At 73.6% G+C, this 14,076-nt stretch carries 11 protein-coding genes; 7 read left to right on the top strand and 4 right to left on the bottom strand.

Annotated features, from left to right (window positions below; translation table 11 throughout):
• The first annotated feature begins 34 nt into the window (after positions 1 to 34).
• On the top strand, positions 35 to 730 hold the full coding sequence (locus Q6349_RS02995) for a thiamine pyrophosphate-dependent enzyme (protein ID WP_304602790.1): 696 nt from the start codon (positions 35 to 37) through the stop codon (positions 728 to 730).
• Complete coding sequence (locus tag Q6349_RS02990) at positions 727 to 1,710, top strand: transketolase family protein (protein ID WP_304602789.1); 984 nt, start codon at positions 727 to 729, stop codon at positions 1,708 to 1,710. Before Q6349_RS02995 ends, Q6349_RS02990 begins: the two co-directional genes overlap by 4 nt.
• On the opposite strand, the gene Q6349_RS02985 is transcribed toward Q6349_RS02990, so the two are convergent.
• On the bottom strand, positions 1,694 to 3,100 hold the full coding sequence (locus Q6349_RS02985; protein WP_304602788.1) for a PLP-dependent aminotransferase family protein: 1,407 nt from the start codon (positions 3,098 to 3,100) through the stop codon (positions 1,694 to 1,696). The genes Q6349_RS02990 and Q6349_RS02985 overlap by 17 nt on opposite strands.
• An 83-nt stretch (positions 3,101 to 3,183) precedes the next feature.
• Between Q6349_RS02985 and Q6349_RS02980 the strand changes: the two genes are divergently transcribed.
• The gene (locus Q6349_RS02980) at positions 3,184 to 3,888 is read left to right on the top strand and encodes a pyridoxamine 5'-phosphate oxidase family protein (protein WP_304602787.1); all 705 of its coding nucleotides are present in this window, start codon (positions 3,184 to 3,186) and stop codon (positions 3,886 to 3,888) included.
• Between the two features lie 13 nt (positions 3,889 to 3,901).
• On the opposite strand, the gene Q6349_RS02975 is transcribed toward Q6349_RS02980, so the two are convergent.
• On the bottom strand, positions 3,902 to 5,950 hold the full coding sequence (locus Q6349_RS02975; RefSeq protein ID WP_304602786.1) for a BCCT family transporter: 2,049 nt from the start codon (positions 5,948 to 5,950) through the stop codon (positions 3,902 to 3,904).
• A 416-nt stretch (positions 5,951 to 6,366) separates the two neighbouring features.
• Here Q6349_RS02975 and pdhA point away from each other — a divergent pair, with 416 nt between their 5' ends.
• The 4 genes from pdhA (at position 6,367) to Q6349_RS02955 (ending at position 12,188) form a co-directional block, all read left to right on the top strand.
• A complete protein-coding gene (pdhA, locus tag Q6349_RS02970; RefSeq protein ID WP_304602785.1) occupies positions 6,367 to 7,542 on the top strand; it encodes a pyruvate dehydrogenase (acetyl-transferring) E1 component subunit alpha in 1,176 nt (391 codons plus the stop codon).
• Positions 7,539 to 8,549, top strand: a complete 1,011-nt coding sequence (locus tag Q6349_RS02965) for an alpha-ketoacid dehydrogenase subunit beta (protein WP_304602784.1) — start codon at positions 7,539 to 7,541, stop codon at positions 8,547 to 8,549. The genes pdhA and Q6349_RS02965 overlap by 4 nt, the downstream gene beginning before the upstream one ends.
• 14 nt (positions 8,550 to 8,563) lie before the next feature.
• Positions 8,564 to 10,060: a dihydrolipoamide acetyltransferase family protein gene (locus Q6349_RS02960; RefSeq protein WP_304602783.1), complete on the top strand. Its 1,497-nt coding sequence runs from the start codon at positions 8,564 to 8,566 to the stop codon at positions 10,058 to 10,060.
• An 88-nt stretch (positions 10,061 to 10,148) separates the two neighbouring features.
• Positions 10,149 to 12,188: a cytochrome c oxidase assembly protein gene (locus Q6349_RS02955; protein WP_304602782.1), complete on the top strand. Its 2,040-nt coding sequence runs from the start codon at positions 10,149 to 10,151 to the stop codon at positions 12,186 to 12,188.
• Between the two features lie 25 nt (positions 12,189 to 12,213).
• Here Q6349_RS02955 and Q6349_RS02950 read toward each other — a convergent pair whose 3' ends face one another.
• Both Q6349_RS02950 and Q6349_RS02945 read right to left on the bottom strand, forming a co-directional pair.
• Positions 12,214 to 13,107: a carbohydrate ABC transporter permease gene (locus Q6349_RS02950; RefSeq protein ID WP_171246952.1), complete on the bottom strand. Its 894-nt coding sequence runs from the start codon at positions 13,105 to 13,107 to the stop codon at positions 12,214 to 12,216.
• Positions 13,104 to 14,006 (bottom strand): carbohydrate ABC transporter permease, encoded by a 903-nt coding sequence (locus tag Q6349_RS02945; protein WP_304602781.1) that lies wholly within the window; start codon positions 14,004 to 14,006, stop codon positions 13,104 to 13,106. The genes Q6349_RS02950 and Q6349_RS02945 overlap by 4 nt, the downstream gene beginning before the upstream one ends.
• Positions 14,007 to 14,076: the final 70 nt, after the last annotated feature.

Raw genomic sequence — 14,076 nt, 5'->3', positions numbered from 1 at the left:
ACCTCAAGTGAACTTCATCTTTCACCATCGTGCCATGACGACACCAGCCCTCGCCCCGGACCGGGTCCGTGACCTCGTGGCCCGCGTGACCGGCGACGAGAAGCACGACCCCAGCGCCCACTCCACCCTCGACGTCGTGCGGGTCCTGTACGACCGCGTGCTGCACGTGGACCCGGACCGCCCCGACGACCCCGACCGGGACCGGTTCGTGCTGTCCAAGGGACACGGTCCGGCCTCCACCTACGCCGTGCTCGCCGCGCAGGGGTTCTTCCCCGCGGCATGGCTCGACGACGTCGCCTCGTGGAGCTCACGGCTCGGCCACCACCCGGACCGGACCCTCGTGCCCGGCATCGAGATCGGCAGCGGCTCGCTCGGGCACGGCCTGCCCCTCGCCGTGGGTATGGCCATCGGGCTGCGGGGCCGCTCACCCGCCCGGGTCGTCGTCCTCGTCGGGGACGCCGAGCTCGACGAGGGCAGCAACGCCGAGGCCATCCAGGTCGCCGGCCGGTTCGGGCTGGCGAACCTCACCTGCGTCGTCGTGGACAACCGCAGCGACGACCTCGGCTGGCCGGGCGGGATCGCGGCCCGCTTCGCCCTGGAGGGGTGGACGACGACGGACGTGGACAACCGCTCGGACGACCGGCTCGCGGCCGCGCTGAACCGGCGGGACGCCGACCGGCCCACCGCCGTCGTCGTCGACACGACCCGCGCACCGGAGGCGGCGGCATGAGCGCCGGCGCCCCGCGCGGGCCCGGCATGCGCGCCCGCTTCTACGCCGAGCTGGACCCCGTCCTGGCGGCCCACCCGGACGTCGACGTGGTGCTCGCCGTGATCGGTGCCGGGAACCTCGCGCCGGTCGCGGCCCGGCACCCCGGTCGGGTGATCGACGTCGGCATCCGCGAGCAGGCCATGATCGGGGTCGCCGGTGGGCTGGCACTGACCGGTCGCCGGCCGATCGTCCACACCTACGCGCCGTTCCTCGTCGAGCGGGCGTACGAGCAGCTCAAGCTCGACCTCGGTCACCAGGACGTCGGGGCGATCCTGGTCAGCATCGGGGCGTCCTTCGACGCCAGCAGCGAGGGCCGCACCCACCAGGCGCCGGCCGACGTCGCGCTCGTCTCCGCGCTGCCCGGGTGGACGGTGCACGTCCCCGGTCACCCCGACGAGGTCGCGGCGATGCTTCACGCCGAGGCCGCCACCGAGCGCCGCGTGTACCTGCGGCTGTCCACCGGTCAGAACCGCCGGCCGTGGGCCGCTCCCGACGGTCGTCTCGTCACGATCCGTCCCGGCCCGCCGGAGGACCCGCTCGTGCTCGCCGTCGGACCGATGCTCGACACGGTGCTCGAGGCCACCGCCGACCTGCCGGTCCGGGTGGCGTACACCGCCACCCCGCACCCGCTGGACACCGACGGGCTGCGCTCCCTGGCCGGGCCGACGCCGGTGCTCGCCGTCGTCGAGCCGTCCCTGGAGGGCACGAGCGCCGCCGCCGTGGCCGCGGCGCTCGTGGACCGCCCCAGCCGCGTGGCGCACGTCGGGGTCCCGCGGGACGCCGAGCTGCGCCGCTACGGGTCGGCCTCCGACCACGCCGCCGCGCACGGTCTGGATGCGGCCGGCGTCCGGCGGCGCGTCGAGGAGCTGCTCGGTGCGCGCCCGGGCCTGCTCGCGGTGCCCGGTGGTCCGGACCCACGGGCGGTCAGCCCGTCGCGGTGATCTCGGCGCGGATCGTGCGCAACGCGTCCCGCAGCGCGGCCACCGGTGGCGGGGCGTAGCCGAGCACGAGCCCGTCCAGCCGTAGCCCGGACCCCTCGACGACGTAGTCCTGCAGGTCGGCGACCTGCACGCCGCGCCCGCCCAGGCGCTCCACGACGGCGCGCGCCGGTGTCGTGGAGAGCTCGAGCACGGCGTGCAGGCCGCCGTCCAGGGCGCGGACCCGGACGCCGGGCAGGCCGGCGAACGCCTCGGCCACGAGGCGTCGCCGGTCCCGGTAGTCGCGGCGGCACCGTGCCACGTGCCGGCGCAGCGCACCGGTCGACATCAGGTGCGCCAGCGCGTGCTGGACCACGGAGGCCACCGTCGCACCGCGACCCGTGCGGGCCGCGAGGATCGCCTCGGCCGCCGCGGTGCCGCCGTCGGGCGCCCCGCCGGTGCCGGACGGCAGCACGAGGTACCCGCACCGCAGCGACGGGTCGAGGACCTTGGAGAACGACCCCACGTGCACCACCACCCCGTGCTCGTCCAGGGTGGCCAGAGCCGGCAGCGGCGAGCCACGGTGCCGGAACTCGGAGTCGTAGTCGTCCTCGATCACCAGCACCCTCTCGGCGGCGGCCCAGCGCAGCAGCTCCAGCCGCCGGGCGACGGGCAGGGCGCCGCCGAGGGGGTACTGGTGGCTCGGCGTGACCATGACGGCGTCGAGCGGGGCGTGCGCCTGTGCGGTGCGCAGCGCGTCCAGGTCCAGGCCGTGGTCGGTGACCGGCACCGGGGCGAGGACCCCACCCGCCGAGACGACGGCGCGTCGGCCGGCCCGGTAGCCGGGGTTCTCGACGGCGACCCGGGGTGGGCGGCCGTGGCGTGCCAGCGCCTCGACGACCAGCGAGATCGCCTCGGCCGTGCCCGCGGTGACCACCACGCGCCGCGGGTCGGGCGCGAATCCGCGGCTCAGGGCGAGCTGGGTCGCGACCTGGCCGCGCAGCGCGGGTTCGCCCGTCGGGTCGGGGTAGCGCGGTGCGACCGGGACGGCCAGGGCGTGCCGCCAGGCGGCCCGGCGGTCCCGGTCCGAGATCGTGGCCACGTTCGGGACGCCGGGCTGCAGGTCGACGACGTGGGCCGCGCGGGCGGGGGGCGGCCGCTCCGCCCGGACGGGCCGGTCCGTGGCCCGGGGCGCCCCGGCGAGGGTGGCGGCGACGCGCGGCACCGCACCGTGCCGCAGCACGAGGTACCCCTCGCCGTCGAGCTGCTCGTACGCGGCCGTCACGGTGCCGCGGGCCACGCCGAGCTCGCCGGCCAGCGTGCGCGTGGAGGGCAGGGGGTCGCCCGCACCGAGCCGGCCGTCGTGGACCATGTTGCGCACGAGGTCGGCGACACGGGCGGTCTTGGTGGTCACGCCCGTCAGTCTCGCACTGGACCGATGAGAACGGACGGATCTGGACCACGCCCTGGTCCAGCGTGCTGCCTACGGTCGGGACCGTGAGCACCGAGACCTCTCCTGCCGTCCCCCTCCCGTCCCTGCGGGTCCGCCGCAAGCCGGCGCGCCAGAGCGCCGACCCGGAGGTGCTCGACCGCCTCCTCGCCGAGGGCAGCCTCGCCCACGTGGCGATGGTCCGGGACGGGTACCCCGTGGTGCTGCCGTACCTGTACGGCGTCGGGGACCTCGAGGACGGGCTCGGGCGCCGGCTGCTGCTGCACGGGTCCACCGGCGGCGGGCTCTTCCTCGACGCGGGGCCCGAGGGGGTGCCCGTCTCCGTGGCGGTCACGCACCTCGACGGCCTCGTCTACGCCCGGTCCCTGCACGACAGCTCGGCGAACTACCGCTCGGCGATGATCGTGGGGCGCGCGACCGTCGTGCCGGACGACCGGCGGGCGGCGGCCCTGTGGTGCGTCGGTGACCACCTGATGCCCGGCCGCCGGGCGGAGGTGCGGGAGATGACCGCCAAGGAGGTCGCCGCCACCCAGGTGCTGCAGGTGCCGCTGGACAGCGTGAGCGTGAAGGTGCGCGCCGGTGGCGTCGGCGAGGCGGTGGACGACGGGGAGGACCACGGCGTGTGGGCCGGCGTGGTGCCGATGGCGACCACGGCGGGCGTGCCGGAAGCGAGCCCGCTCTCCGCCGGCACGGCGGTGCCGCCGTCGGTCCGGGCGCTGGTCGCCCGGACCGGCGGCGGAGCGCCGGTCTAGCGGCCGGGTCCGTCTAGCCGGCCGGCCGCGGTTCCTCCTGCGCGTCCTGCGGCCGGCCGTCGGGTTCCAGCCCGTCGAGGGTCTCCGGACGGGGGTTGCCGTCGTCGTCGAGCTGACCGCCCTGGTCGAGGAACTCCTGGGAGTGCTCGAACTCCGGGGTGTCGAAGACCTCGCCGGCCAACGGGTCCTCGACCGGCTCGACCTCCACGGGATCGCCCGTCTCCGGGTCGATGACGACGTCGCTCGGGTGCAGCGCCCGGTAGGAGATGATCGGCGACTCCGGCTCGCCGTCGCCCCTCGCGCCGTCGCCGTCGGCCCCCGGACGGTGCCCGTCCGACGCCGTCGGGGCGAACCCGTACAACGTCGTCGACAGGGCCGGTCCCCGTCGGTGCCGGTGCTCCGCCGGCGCCAGGTCGGGTTCGGCCTCGTCGGTCTGGGGCAGGACCTGGATGTAGCGGGGCATGGTGGCCACCTCGTGCCGGAACGCCTTGACCAGCGAGACGCACGCCAGCACGAGGATGATCGAGAACGGTGCGGCGGTCGAGATCGACAACGTCTGCAGCGCCGTGAGCGCGACGTTGCCGCCGACCACGAGCAGGACCGCGGCCGCCAGCCCCTCGAGGACCGCCCAGTACACACGGGTGGTGGTGGACGTGTGGGTGCTGCCGCCGCTGGCGAGCATGTCGATCACCAGCGACCCGGAGTCCGAGGAGGTCACGAAGAACAGCACGACGACGACCATCGCGACCACGCTGAGCAGCACCGGCAGGACGCCGGGGAACGTCTCGAAGAACTGGAACAGCGCGGTGGTGCTGTCGACCACCATCTCGCCCGTCTCCGGGTCCTCGACCAGCATGTTTCCCTGCTCGCGCTGCTGCAGGATGCCGGAGTCCCCGAAGATCGTGAACCACAGCAGGCTGGCGGCCGTGGGGGCCAGCAGGACGCCGACGACGAACTCGCGGATCGTGCGCCCCCGGGAGATGCGGGCGATGAACATGCCCACGAAGGGCGCCCAGCTCGTCCACCAGCCCCAGTAGGCGATGGTCCAGGCGGCCTCCCAGCCGTCGCTGGCGAAGGGTCCGGCGTGGAACATCGTCTCCGGCAGCAGCGACAGGTACGCCCCGGCGTTCTCGGGGATCGCCTTGAGCAGGAAGATCGTCGGGCCGAGCAGGAAGACGACCAGCGCCAGCACGGCGGCGGTCGACATGTTGAAGTTCGACAGCCACTTCAGGCCCTTGTGGACGCCGGTCACCACGGACCAGACCGCCACGGCGGTGATGCCGGTGATGAGGCCGATGATCAGCGGGTCGGTCGTCTGCGCCCAGCCGAGGAACTCCAGGCCGCCGAGGATCTGGCTGATGCCGAAGCCGAAGGAGGTCGCGACGCCGAACAGCGTGCCCACGATGGCCACGGTGTCGACGGTGTGGCCCATCCAACCCTCGACCCGCCGACGGCCGAGCAGGGGTTCGAGCAGCCAGCGCACCGCGAGCGGGCGACCGCGACGGAACGACATGTAGGCCAGCCCCAGCCCGACGACGGCGTAGATCGCCCACGGGTGGAAGCCCCACTGCAGCATCATCAGGCCGACCGACTCCCGGGCGGCGTCGTCCGACTGCGGGGCGTTGCCGAAGGCCTCCGGCGGGGTGACGTAGTGGCTCAGCGGCTCGGCGACGCCGAAGAACACCAGCCCGATGCCCATGCCGGCGCTGAAGAGCATGAGGAACCACGAGACGGTCCCGAACTCCGGCCCCTCGCCGTCGCGTCCGAGCCGGATGTGGCCGATGCGGGTGAAGGCGCAGTACAGCGCGAAGACCAGGAAGATGTTGACGGCGATGACGTACCACCAGCCGACACCGTCCGTGATCCACGTGTTGAGCTGGGAGGTCGCGTCGTCGAGGGTGTCGCCGGCGACGCGCGCGAACACGATCGTCGCGATGATCAGACCGAGGATGACGATCGACGCGGGGATGAAGACCGGTTTGAGGACGGCGGAGCGCAGCTTCCCGGCGCTCCGGTCCGGCGTGTCGGGGGTGCGGTCGGAGGTCGAGGGGGTGGAGGTCACGATGCGTCCCTGGATCGGTCGTGCGGTGGACGGATGTTCCTCGGGCGCGTGCGGCCCGGCGACTGTCGACACCCCCTGCGGTCGTCGACCGGTCCGCGCGTCCGAGGCCGGACCGGCCCTCGTTCACCTGTCCTCCACCGTAGAGGATCCGCGGGCGGGGCACCGGCGGGGGACCAGCGGGTGCCGGCGGCGTCGCCGGTGGGACCGCGACGGCGAGGGTTTGGAGGAAACCTCCAAGGCCGTGCGGAAGACCTTGGACGGCATGCTGGGGGGTGGCCGACGGGGTCGTCAACCTACGCTGTCGTAGGCTACGAAGGCGTAGGTTCCGGGTCGACGCGCGTGCGGATCGCCTCCCGGGCCTGCGCACAGCCGGAGCAGCCCAGCCCCGCCCCGGGGCCGCCAGCGAAGGAGACCGCGTGCCGCACCAGGCCAACGCAGGGTCCGTCGGCGAGTCCGCCGACGTCACCCCGCTCGTCCAGCTCGTCACTCCCACCGGGGAGCGCGTCCACGAACCCGACAACGCGGGCGACCGTCCCGGCTACGCGGCGCGTGTCGCGCACCTCGGTGCGGACGACCTGCGCGCGATGTACCGCGACATGGTCCTGACCCGCCGTTTCGACGACGAGGCCACGGCCCTGCAGCGTCACGGCGAGCTCGCCCTGTACGCCCAGTCGACCGGGCAGGAGGCCGCCCAGGTCGGTCCGGCGCACGCCCTGGCGCCCCAGGACATGGTCTTCCCGTCCTACCGCGAGCACGGGATCCTGCACGTGCGCGGCGTCGACCCCGTCGACCGGCTGCGGCTGTACCGCGGCCAGGACCACGGCGGGTGGGACCCGGCCGAGCACAACGTCTCGTTGTACACGCTCGTCATCGGCTCCCACGTGCTGCACGCCACCGGGTACGCGATGGGTGTCCAGCGCGACGGCGCCGTCGGGACCGGCGACCCCGCACGCGACACCGCCGTCGTCGCCTGCTTCGGCGACGGCGCCACCAGCCAGGGCGACGTCAGCGAGGCGCTCGTGTTCGCCGCCGTCAACGACGCCCCGGTGGTGTTCTGGTGCCAGAACAACCAGTGGGCGATCTCCGAGCCCACCACCCGCCAGTCCAGCGCCCCGCTCTACCGTCGCGGCGAGGGCTTCGGCGTCCCCGGCGTGCGCGTCGACGGCAACGACGTGCTCGCCTGCTACGCGGTGATGGCCGAGGCGCTGGAACGCGCGCACGCCGGCCACGGGCCCACGTTCGTCGAGGCGTACACCTACCGGATGGGTGCCCACACCACCTCCGACGACCCGACCCGGTACCGCGAGCGGGCCGAGGAGGAGTACTGGCGCCGGCGCGACCCGATCGAGCGCCTCGCCGCCCTGCTGCGGGCCGAGGGGCACTGGGACGAGCAGTGGGCGGCCGACCTCGCCGCCGAGGCCGACGCGCTCGGCGAGAGCCTGCGGGCCGGGGTGCGGGCGCTCGGGGCGCCGGAGACCACGTCGATGTTCGACCACGTCTACGCCACGCCGCACGCGCAGGTCACGGCCGAGCGCGAGTGGTTCGAGACGTACGAGTCCGAGACCGGCGACGCGGCGGAGGTGGCCCGATGAGCACCGAGACCATGCCCCTGGCCAAGGCCATCACCGCCGGCCTGCGCGCCGCCCTCGACGCCGACGACACCGTGCTGCTCATGGGCGAGGACATCGGCCGGCTCGGCGGCGTCTTCCGCGTCACCGACGGGCTGCAGAAGGACTTCGGCGAGCACCGGGTCGTCGACACCCCCCTGGCGGAGTCCGGGATCGTCGGCACCGCCATCGGGCTGGCGATGCGCGGCTACCGGCCCGTCTGCGAGATCCAGTTCGACGGCTTCGTCTTCCCCGCCTACGACCAGATCACCACCCAGCTCGCCAAGCTGCACAACCGCTCCGGCGGCCGCATCCAGGTGCCCGTGGTCATCCGTATCCCGTACGGCGGCGGGATCGGCGCCGTCGAGCACCACTCGGAGTCGCCGGAGGCGCTGTTCGCGCACACCGCGGGGCTGCGCGTCGTCTCGCCGGCCACCCCGCAGGACGCCTACGACATGATGCGGGCGGCCATCGCCTCCCCGGACCCGGTCATCTTCCTCGAGCCCAAGGGGCGCTACTGGTCCAAGGGCGAGGTCGACCTGGAGGCCCCGGTCCCCACGATCGCGGCCGACGCCGGCACCCCGGACCCGCTGGGGACGGCCCGGGTCGCGCGCGCGGGCACGGACGTCACGCTGGTCGCCTACGGCCCGACGGTCGCCACCGCGCTGTCCGCCGCCGAGGCGCTCGCCACGGAGGGCACCAGTGCCGAGGTCGTGGACCTGCGGTCCGTGTCCCCGCTGGACGTGCCGACCGTCGCCGACTCCGTGCGCCGCACCGGACGCTGCGTCGTCGTGCACGAGGCGCCGTCGTTCCTCGGGGCCGGGGCCGAGCTGGCCGCCCGTCTCGCCGAGGAGTGCTTCTACCACCTGGAGGCGCCCGTGCTGCGCGTCGGCGGGTTCCACGCCCCGTACCCGGTGGCGAAGCTCGAGCACGAGTACCTGCCGAGCGTCGACCGTGTCCTGGACGCCGTCGACCGCGCGATGTCCCACTGATGCCCAGGAGCGAGATGAGCACCCAGCGTTTCCCCCTGCCGGACGTCGGCGAGGGACTGACCGAGGCCGAGATCGTCGAGTGGAAGGTCGCGGTCGGCGACACCGTCGCCGTCAACCAGGTCGTCGTGGAGATCGAGACCGCCAAGTCCCTCGTGGAGCTGCCCAGCCCCTGGGCCGGCACCGTGACCGGGCTGCTCGCCGAGGAGGGCACCACCGTCGACGTCGGCACGCCGATCCTGGAGATCGGCGACGGGTCGGCGGCGTCCCCCGGGTCCACGGCGCCGGAGGCGCCGGCGCAGGCCGCTCCCGCCGAGCCGGCCGCCGCGGCGGCCGCCGAGCCGGCCGGGGAGTCCTCGGGCTCGGTACTCGTCGGGTACGGCACCGCCGATGCCGGCGCGGGCGGACGGCGTCGCCGCCGTCGCGGGGGTGCGAGCACCGCCGCGGCGACCCCGCAGGCCCCGGCGGGGCCCCCGGAGGTCCGGCAGCCCGCGGCGACCCCGCCGGCGTCCGAGACCCCCGCGGCGCGGTCCGGGCCGTCCATCGACCGCGCGATGGTCAGCGTGCCCGCGGCCTCGTCCCCGGCCGACGCGCCGACCTCGACCCGGGCGCGGGTGCTCGCCAAGCCTCCGGTGCGCAAGCTCGCCCGCGACCTCGGGGTCGACCTGGCCTCGGTCCGCCCCACGGGTCCCGGAGGGATCGTCACCCGTGAGGACGTGACGGCGCACGCGGCGGCCGCCGCACCGCGACCCCTGGCCACGTCCCACGGCGAGGACCGGCCCTGGACGGCCTCGGACGGCCTCTCCGCCGACGGGCGCACCACCCGCGTGCCGGTGAGGTCCGTGCGCAAGCGCACCGCCGAGGCCATGGTGGCCAGCGCGTTCACCGCCCCGCACGTGACGGTCTTCCGCACGGTGGACGTCACGCGGACGATGAAGCTCGTCGAGCGGCTCAAGCGCGACCGCGACTTCGCCGACGTGCGGGTCACCCCGCTGCTGATCGCCGCCAAGGCGGCGCTGCTCGCCCTCCAGCGGCACCCGGAGGTCAACGCGAGCTGGGACGAGGCCGCCCAGGAGATCGTCTACCAGCACTACGTGAACCTGGGGATCGCCGCCGCGACCCCGCGCGGGCTCGTCGTGCCCAACGTCAAGGACGCCCACCGGCTCGAGCTGCTCGGGCTCGCGCAGGCGCTCGGCGAGCTCACCGCGACCGCCCGGGCCGGGCGCACGTCCCCGGCGGACATGGCCGACGGCACGTTCACGATCACGAACGTGGGGGTGTTCGGCATCGACACCGGGACGCCGATCCTCAACCCGGGCGAGTCCGGGATCCTCGCCGTCGGGGCGATCCGGCAGCAGCCGTGGGTGCACAAGGGCAAGGTCAAGCCGCGCTGGGTCACCCAGCTCGCGCTGAGCTTCGACCACCGGCTCGTCGACGGCGAGCTCGGGGCGAGGTTCCTGTCGGACGTCGCCCGGGTGCTCGAGGATCCCGCGCAGGGTCTCGTCTGGGGCTGAGCGCGGGCCGTTCCCCAGGGTGTCCCGGGGCGAGCGTCACACCGTCGACGCGGCCGGAGCCCCGCGGGAGAGGCCTAGGCTGGACGGCGTGACAGCGCCCGCCCGCCCGACGAGTCGCCCCGCCCCGGCGTCGACGTCCGCGCGCCCGTGGTGGCTGGTCGCCGCCGGGCCGGGCGCCGTCGTCGTCGCCCTGCTCGCCCTGCTGGCCGCCGGCGCGTACTCGGGCGCCTTCGACCCGCTGGGGACGTTCAGCGACCCCGGGCCGGTGGTGCGGTGGGGCCTGCCCGCCGCGACCGTGGTCGCCGAGCTCGCGCTGTCGGTGACCGTCGGCGGGCTGTTCGCGGCGGCGTTCCTGCTGCCCCGGGGCCGGCACGCGGACCGCGTCCTGCTCGTGGCCGGCTGGGCGTCGAGCCTGTGGGCCGTCGCCGCCGTCGCCCAGCTCGTCCTCAACTACTCCTACGTCTCGACGATCTCCGTGACCGCCGACACCTTCGGGCAGGGGCTGTGGCAGTTCGCGCGGGACGTCGAGCTCGGCCGGATCGGGCTGTGGACGATCCTGCTGGCGGCCGTCACCTCCGCCCTCGCCCTCGGGGTGCGGGGACCGGTCGGAGCCCTGTGGACGGCCGTGCTGCCCGCCGCGGCGCTCGCCCTGCAGTCCACCACCGGGCACGCCGCCGGGGCGGTGAACCACGACCTGGCCGTCGGGGCGATGCTGCTCCACCTCGTCGGGGCGGCACTGTGGGTCGGCGGCCTGGCGGCGCTGCTCGTCGTCGTGCTGACCCGCACCGGCCGTCGGCGGGACGACGACCGCGTCGCCGCCTCAGCGGTCGCCCGGTTCTCGCCCGTGGCCGCCTGGTCCTTCGTCCTCGTGGCCGCGTCCGGCGTGATGAGCGCACTGATCCGCATGGAGCACCTGGACGACCTCGTCACCCGGTGGGGCCTCCTGCTGCAGGCCAAGGTGCTGCTGCTGCTGGCGCTCGGCGCGTTCGGGTGGGCGCACCGGCGCTGGGTCGTCGGGCGTCTCGCCGCCGACCCCGGCCGGGTGCGCCGGCTGTTCTGGCAGCTGCTCGCGGTCGAGCTCGCCACGATCGGGGCGGTCTCCGGCGTCGCCGTCGCGCTCGGGTCGACGGCACCGCCCGTGCCGGACGAGGAGATCGTCGACGCCTCACCGGCCTTCCAGCTCACGGGTGACGCGCTCCCGCCCGAGAACACCGTGGGCAACTACTTCACGCAGTGGAGCTTCGACCCGCTCTTCGCCGTCGCCTGCGCCGCCGGCGCGCTGGTCTACGTCACCTGGGCGCTGCGCCTGCGCCGTCGCGGCGACCGCTGGCCCGTGGGTCGGACCATCTCCTGGTGCGCCGGCATGGTCGTCATGGTCTGGGTCACCAACGGCGGCCCGTCGGTGTACGGGCACGTGATCTTCTCCGGCCACATGACCCAGCACATGGTCCTGGCGATGGTCATCCCGCTGCTGCTCGTGCTGGCCGCGCCGGTGACCCTGCTGCTGCGGGCCGTCCCGCCCCGCAAGGACGGCTCCCGCGGTCCGCGCGAGTGGGTGCTGGCGATCGTGCACTCCCGGTTCGGCAGCTTCGTCGCGAAGCCGGTCGTGGCCGCGGTCATCTTCGCCGGCGGCATGATCGCCTTCTACTTCACGCCGGTGTTCGGCTGGGCGCTGTCCAACCACGCGGGGCACGTGTGGATGATCATCCACTTCACCCTGGCCGGGTACCTGTTCGCCAACGCGCTCATCGGCATCGACCCCGGTCCGCAGCGCCCGCCGTACCCGCAGCGCTTGCTGCTGCTGTTCGCCACCATGGTGTTCCACGCCTTCTTCGGGGTCGTGCTCACCACCGGCACGTCGCTGCTCGTGGCGGACTGGTTCGGGAACATGGGGCGGCCGTGGGGGCTGTCCGCGATCGACGACCAGCAGCTCGGCGGGGCCATCGCCTGGGGGATCGGCGAGCTGCCGACGCTGGTGCTCGCCGTCGTCGTGGGCGTGCAGTGGGCCCGGTCCGACGAGCGCGAGGCGCGCCGCAACGACCGCCGGGCCGAGCGGGACGACGACGCCGAGCTGCGGGCCTACAACCGCATGCTGGCCGACATGGCCGAGCGCGACGGGCGGGACTGACCGCGCCGCCCCCCGACCCGGTCGGTCAGCCCTTGACGGACCCGGACATGAGCCCGCCGACGAAGTACTTGCCGAGCAGGATGTACACCAGCAGGGGCGGCAGCGAGGCGAGGAGCGCGCCTGCCATGGAGACGCCGTAGTCCTGCAGCAGCGCACCGTTGGCCAGGTTGTTCAGGGCCAGGGTGACCGGGCCGTTCTGGCTCGAGGAGAAGAACACGGCGAACAGGAAGTCGTTCCAGGCGTTGGTGAACTGCCAGATGAGCACCACGACGAAGCTCGGCACCGAGATCGGCAGGATGATCGACCAGTAGGTGCGCAGCATCCCCGCGCCGTCGACGCGTCCGGCCTCGACCAGCTCGTGCGGGACGGTCTGGTAGTAGTTCCGGAAGATGAGCGTCGTGATCGGTATGCCGTAGATGACGTGCAGGATGATCAGCGACGGGACGCCGCTGGGGATGCCCGCCCCGAGCATCAGCTCCAGCAGCGGGATCATCACCGCCTGGTACGGGATGAACATGCCGAACAGGATCAGCGTGAACACGACGTCGGCGCCGCGGAACGACCAGCGCGACAGCACGAAGCCGTTCATCGACCCCAGCATCGCCGAGATGATCGCCGCCGGGATCACCATCTGGAACGTGCGCCAGATCGCCGGTGAGAGGGCGTTCCAGGCGCCGCGCCAGTTGTCGAGGGTCCAGTCGGTGGGCAGGTTCCAGGCGCGGCTGGGCGAGGCGTCACCGGCACCCTTGAAGCTCGTCACGAACAGCACGTAGACGGGGATCAGCACGATGAGGACGAACAGGATCATCGCCGCGTACTTGGCGGTGCGGCCCACGGTGAACCTGTTGCGCGCGGTGTCGTCCCGGAGCTCGACGGGTTCGCCCGTGACGCCCGGCGGCGTGGAGACGTGGGTGCTCATCGCTTCTCCGCCTGATGGGTCCGGACCAGGTAGGGCACGACGACCAGCGCCACGATGACGAGCAGGATCGTCCCCACGGCGGCCGCGTCGGCGTAGTTGAAGCTCGACTTGAACACGTACATGTCCACGGCCGGCACCTTGGTCTGGTAGTTCGCCGGTTTCGAGATCGACATGATGAGGTCGAACGACTTCAACGACATGTGGCCGATGATGATCAGCGCGGACAGCGCGATCGGCGAGAGCTGCGGGAACAGCACCAGCCGGTAGACCTTCCACTCGCTGGCGCCGTCCACGCGGGCCGCCTCGCGCAGCTCCTCGGGGATGCCCCGGAAGCCGGCGAGGAACAGCGCCATCACGTAGCCGGACAGCTGCCAGATCGCCGGCAGCGCGATCGCCGTGATCCCGAAGGTGATGTTGTTCCACCAGTTGTTCTGCAGGAAGTCGAGCCCGACCATCTGGAACAGCCGGTTGAGGCCGCTCGCGCTCTCCCCCTGGTTCGAGTTGAGCAGCCACCGCCACACGACGCCGGAGGCCACGAAGGACACCGCCATCGGGAACAGGTAGATCGAGCGGAAGAACCCCTCCCCGCGGTCCGGCCGGTCCAGCATCCAGGCCCAGCCGAAGCCCATGACCATGGTGCCGACGAGGAACACGACCGTGAACAGCACGAGGTTGGTCAACGAGTGCTGGAAGTCGTCGCTGCCCAGCAGGTCGACGTAGTTCTGGAACCAGACCGTCGTCACGGGCTCCTGGCCCGTGGCCTGCGCCGCCGTGTGGTTGTCCGTGATCGAGGTGTTGAAGTTCGCCGCGATGAGGCCGTAGACGAACACGCCCAGCAGGATCAGTGACGGGGCGAGCAGCAGGAGCGGGGCTCCGAGCCGTCGCAGGCGGTGTCTCATGCGTCCTCCGCGTCCTCCGGGCCGGGAGGGCGGGGGCCGGGCCGGTGCGGCCGCGACCCCCGCCCCGACG

The organism is Isoptericola sp. 178 (assembly GCF_030586525.1).
In the GTDB taxonomy this organism is placed as follows: Bacteria; Actinomycetota; Actinomycetes; order Actinomycetales; family Cellulomonadaceae; genus Isoptericola; species Isoptericola sediminis.
Note: the sequence above shows the minus strand (reverse complement) of the source record. Positions and strands in the feature narration are given on the sequence as shown.

Bases quoted from the DNA above. Each gene is read 5' to 3' on its own strand.
- Q6349_RS02995 (WP_304602790.1), top strand. From the start codon at position 35: ATGACGACACCAGCCCTCGCCCCGGACCGGGTCCGTGACCTCGTGGCC.
- Q6349_RS02990 (WP_304602789.1), top strand. From the start codon at position 727: ATGAGCGCCGGCGCCCCGCGCGGGCCCGGCATGCGCGCCCGCTTCTAC.
- Q6349_RS02965 (WP_304602784.1), top strand. From the start codon at position 7,539: ATGAGCACCGAGACCATGCCCCTGGCCAAGGCCATCACCGCCGGCCTG.
- Q6349_RS02960 (WP_304602783.1), top strand. From the start codon at position 8,564: ATGAGCACCCAGCGTTTCCCCCTGCCGGACGTCGGCGAGGGACTGACC.
- Q6349_RS02950 (WP_171246952.1), bottom strand. From the start codon at position 13,107: ATGAGCACCCACGTCTCCACGCCGCCGGGCGTCACGGGCGAACCCGTC.
- Q6349_RS02945 (WP_304602781.1), bottom strand. From the start codon at position 14,006: ATGAGACACCGCCTGCGACGGCTCGGAGCCCCGCTCCTGCTGCTCGCC.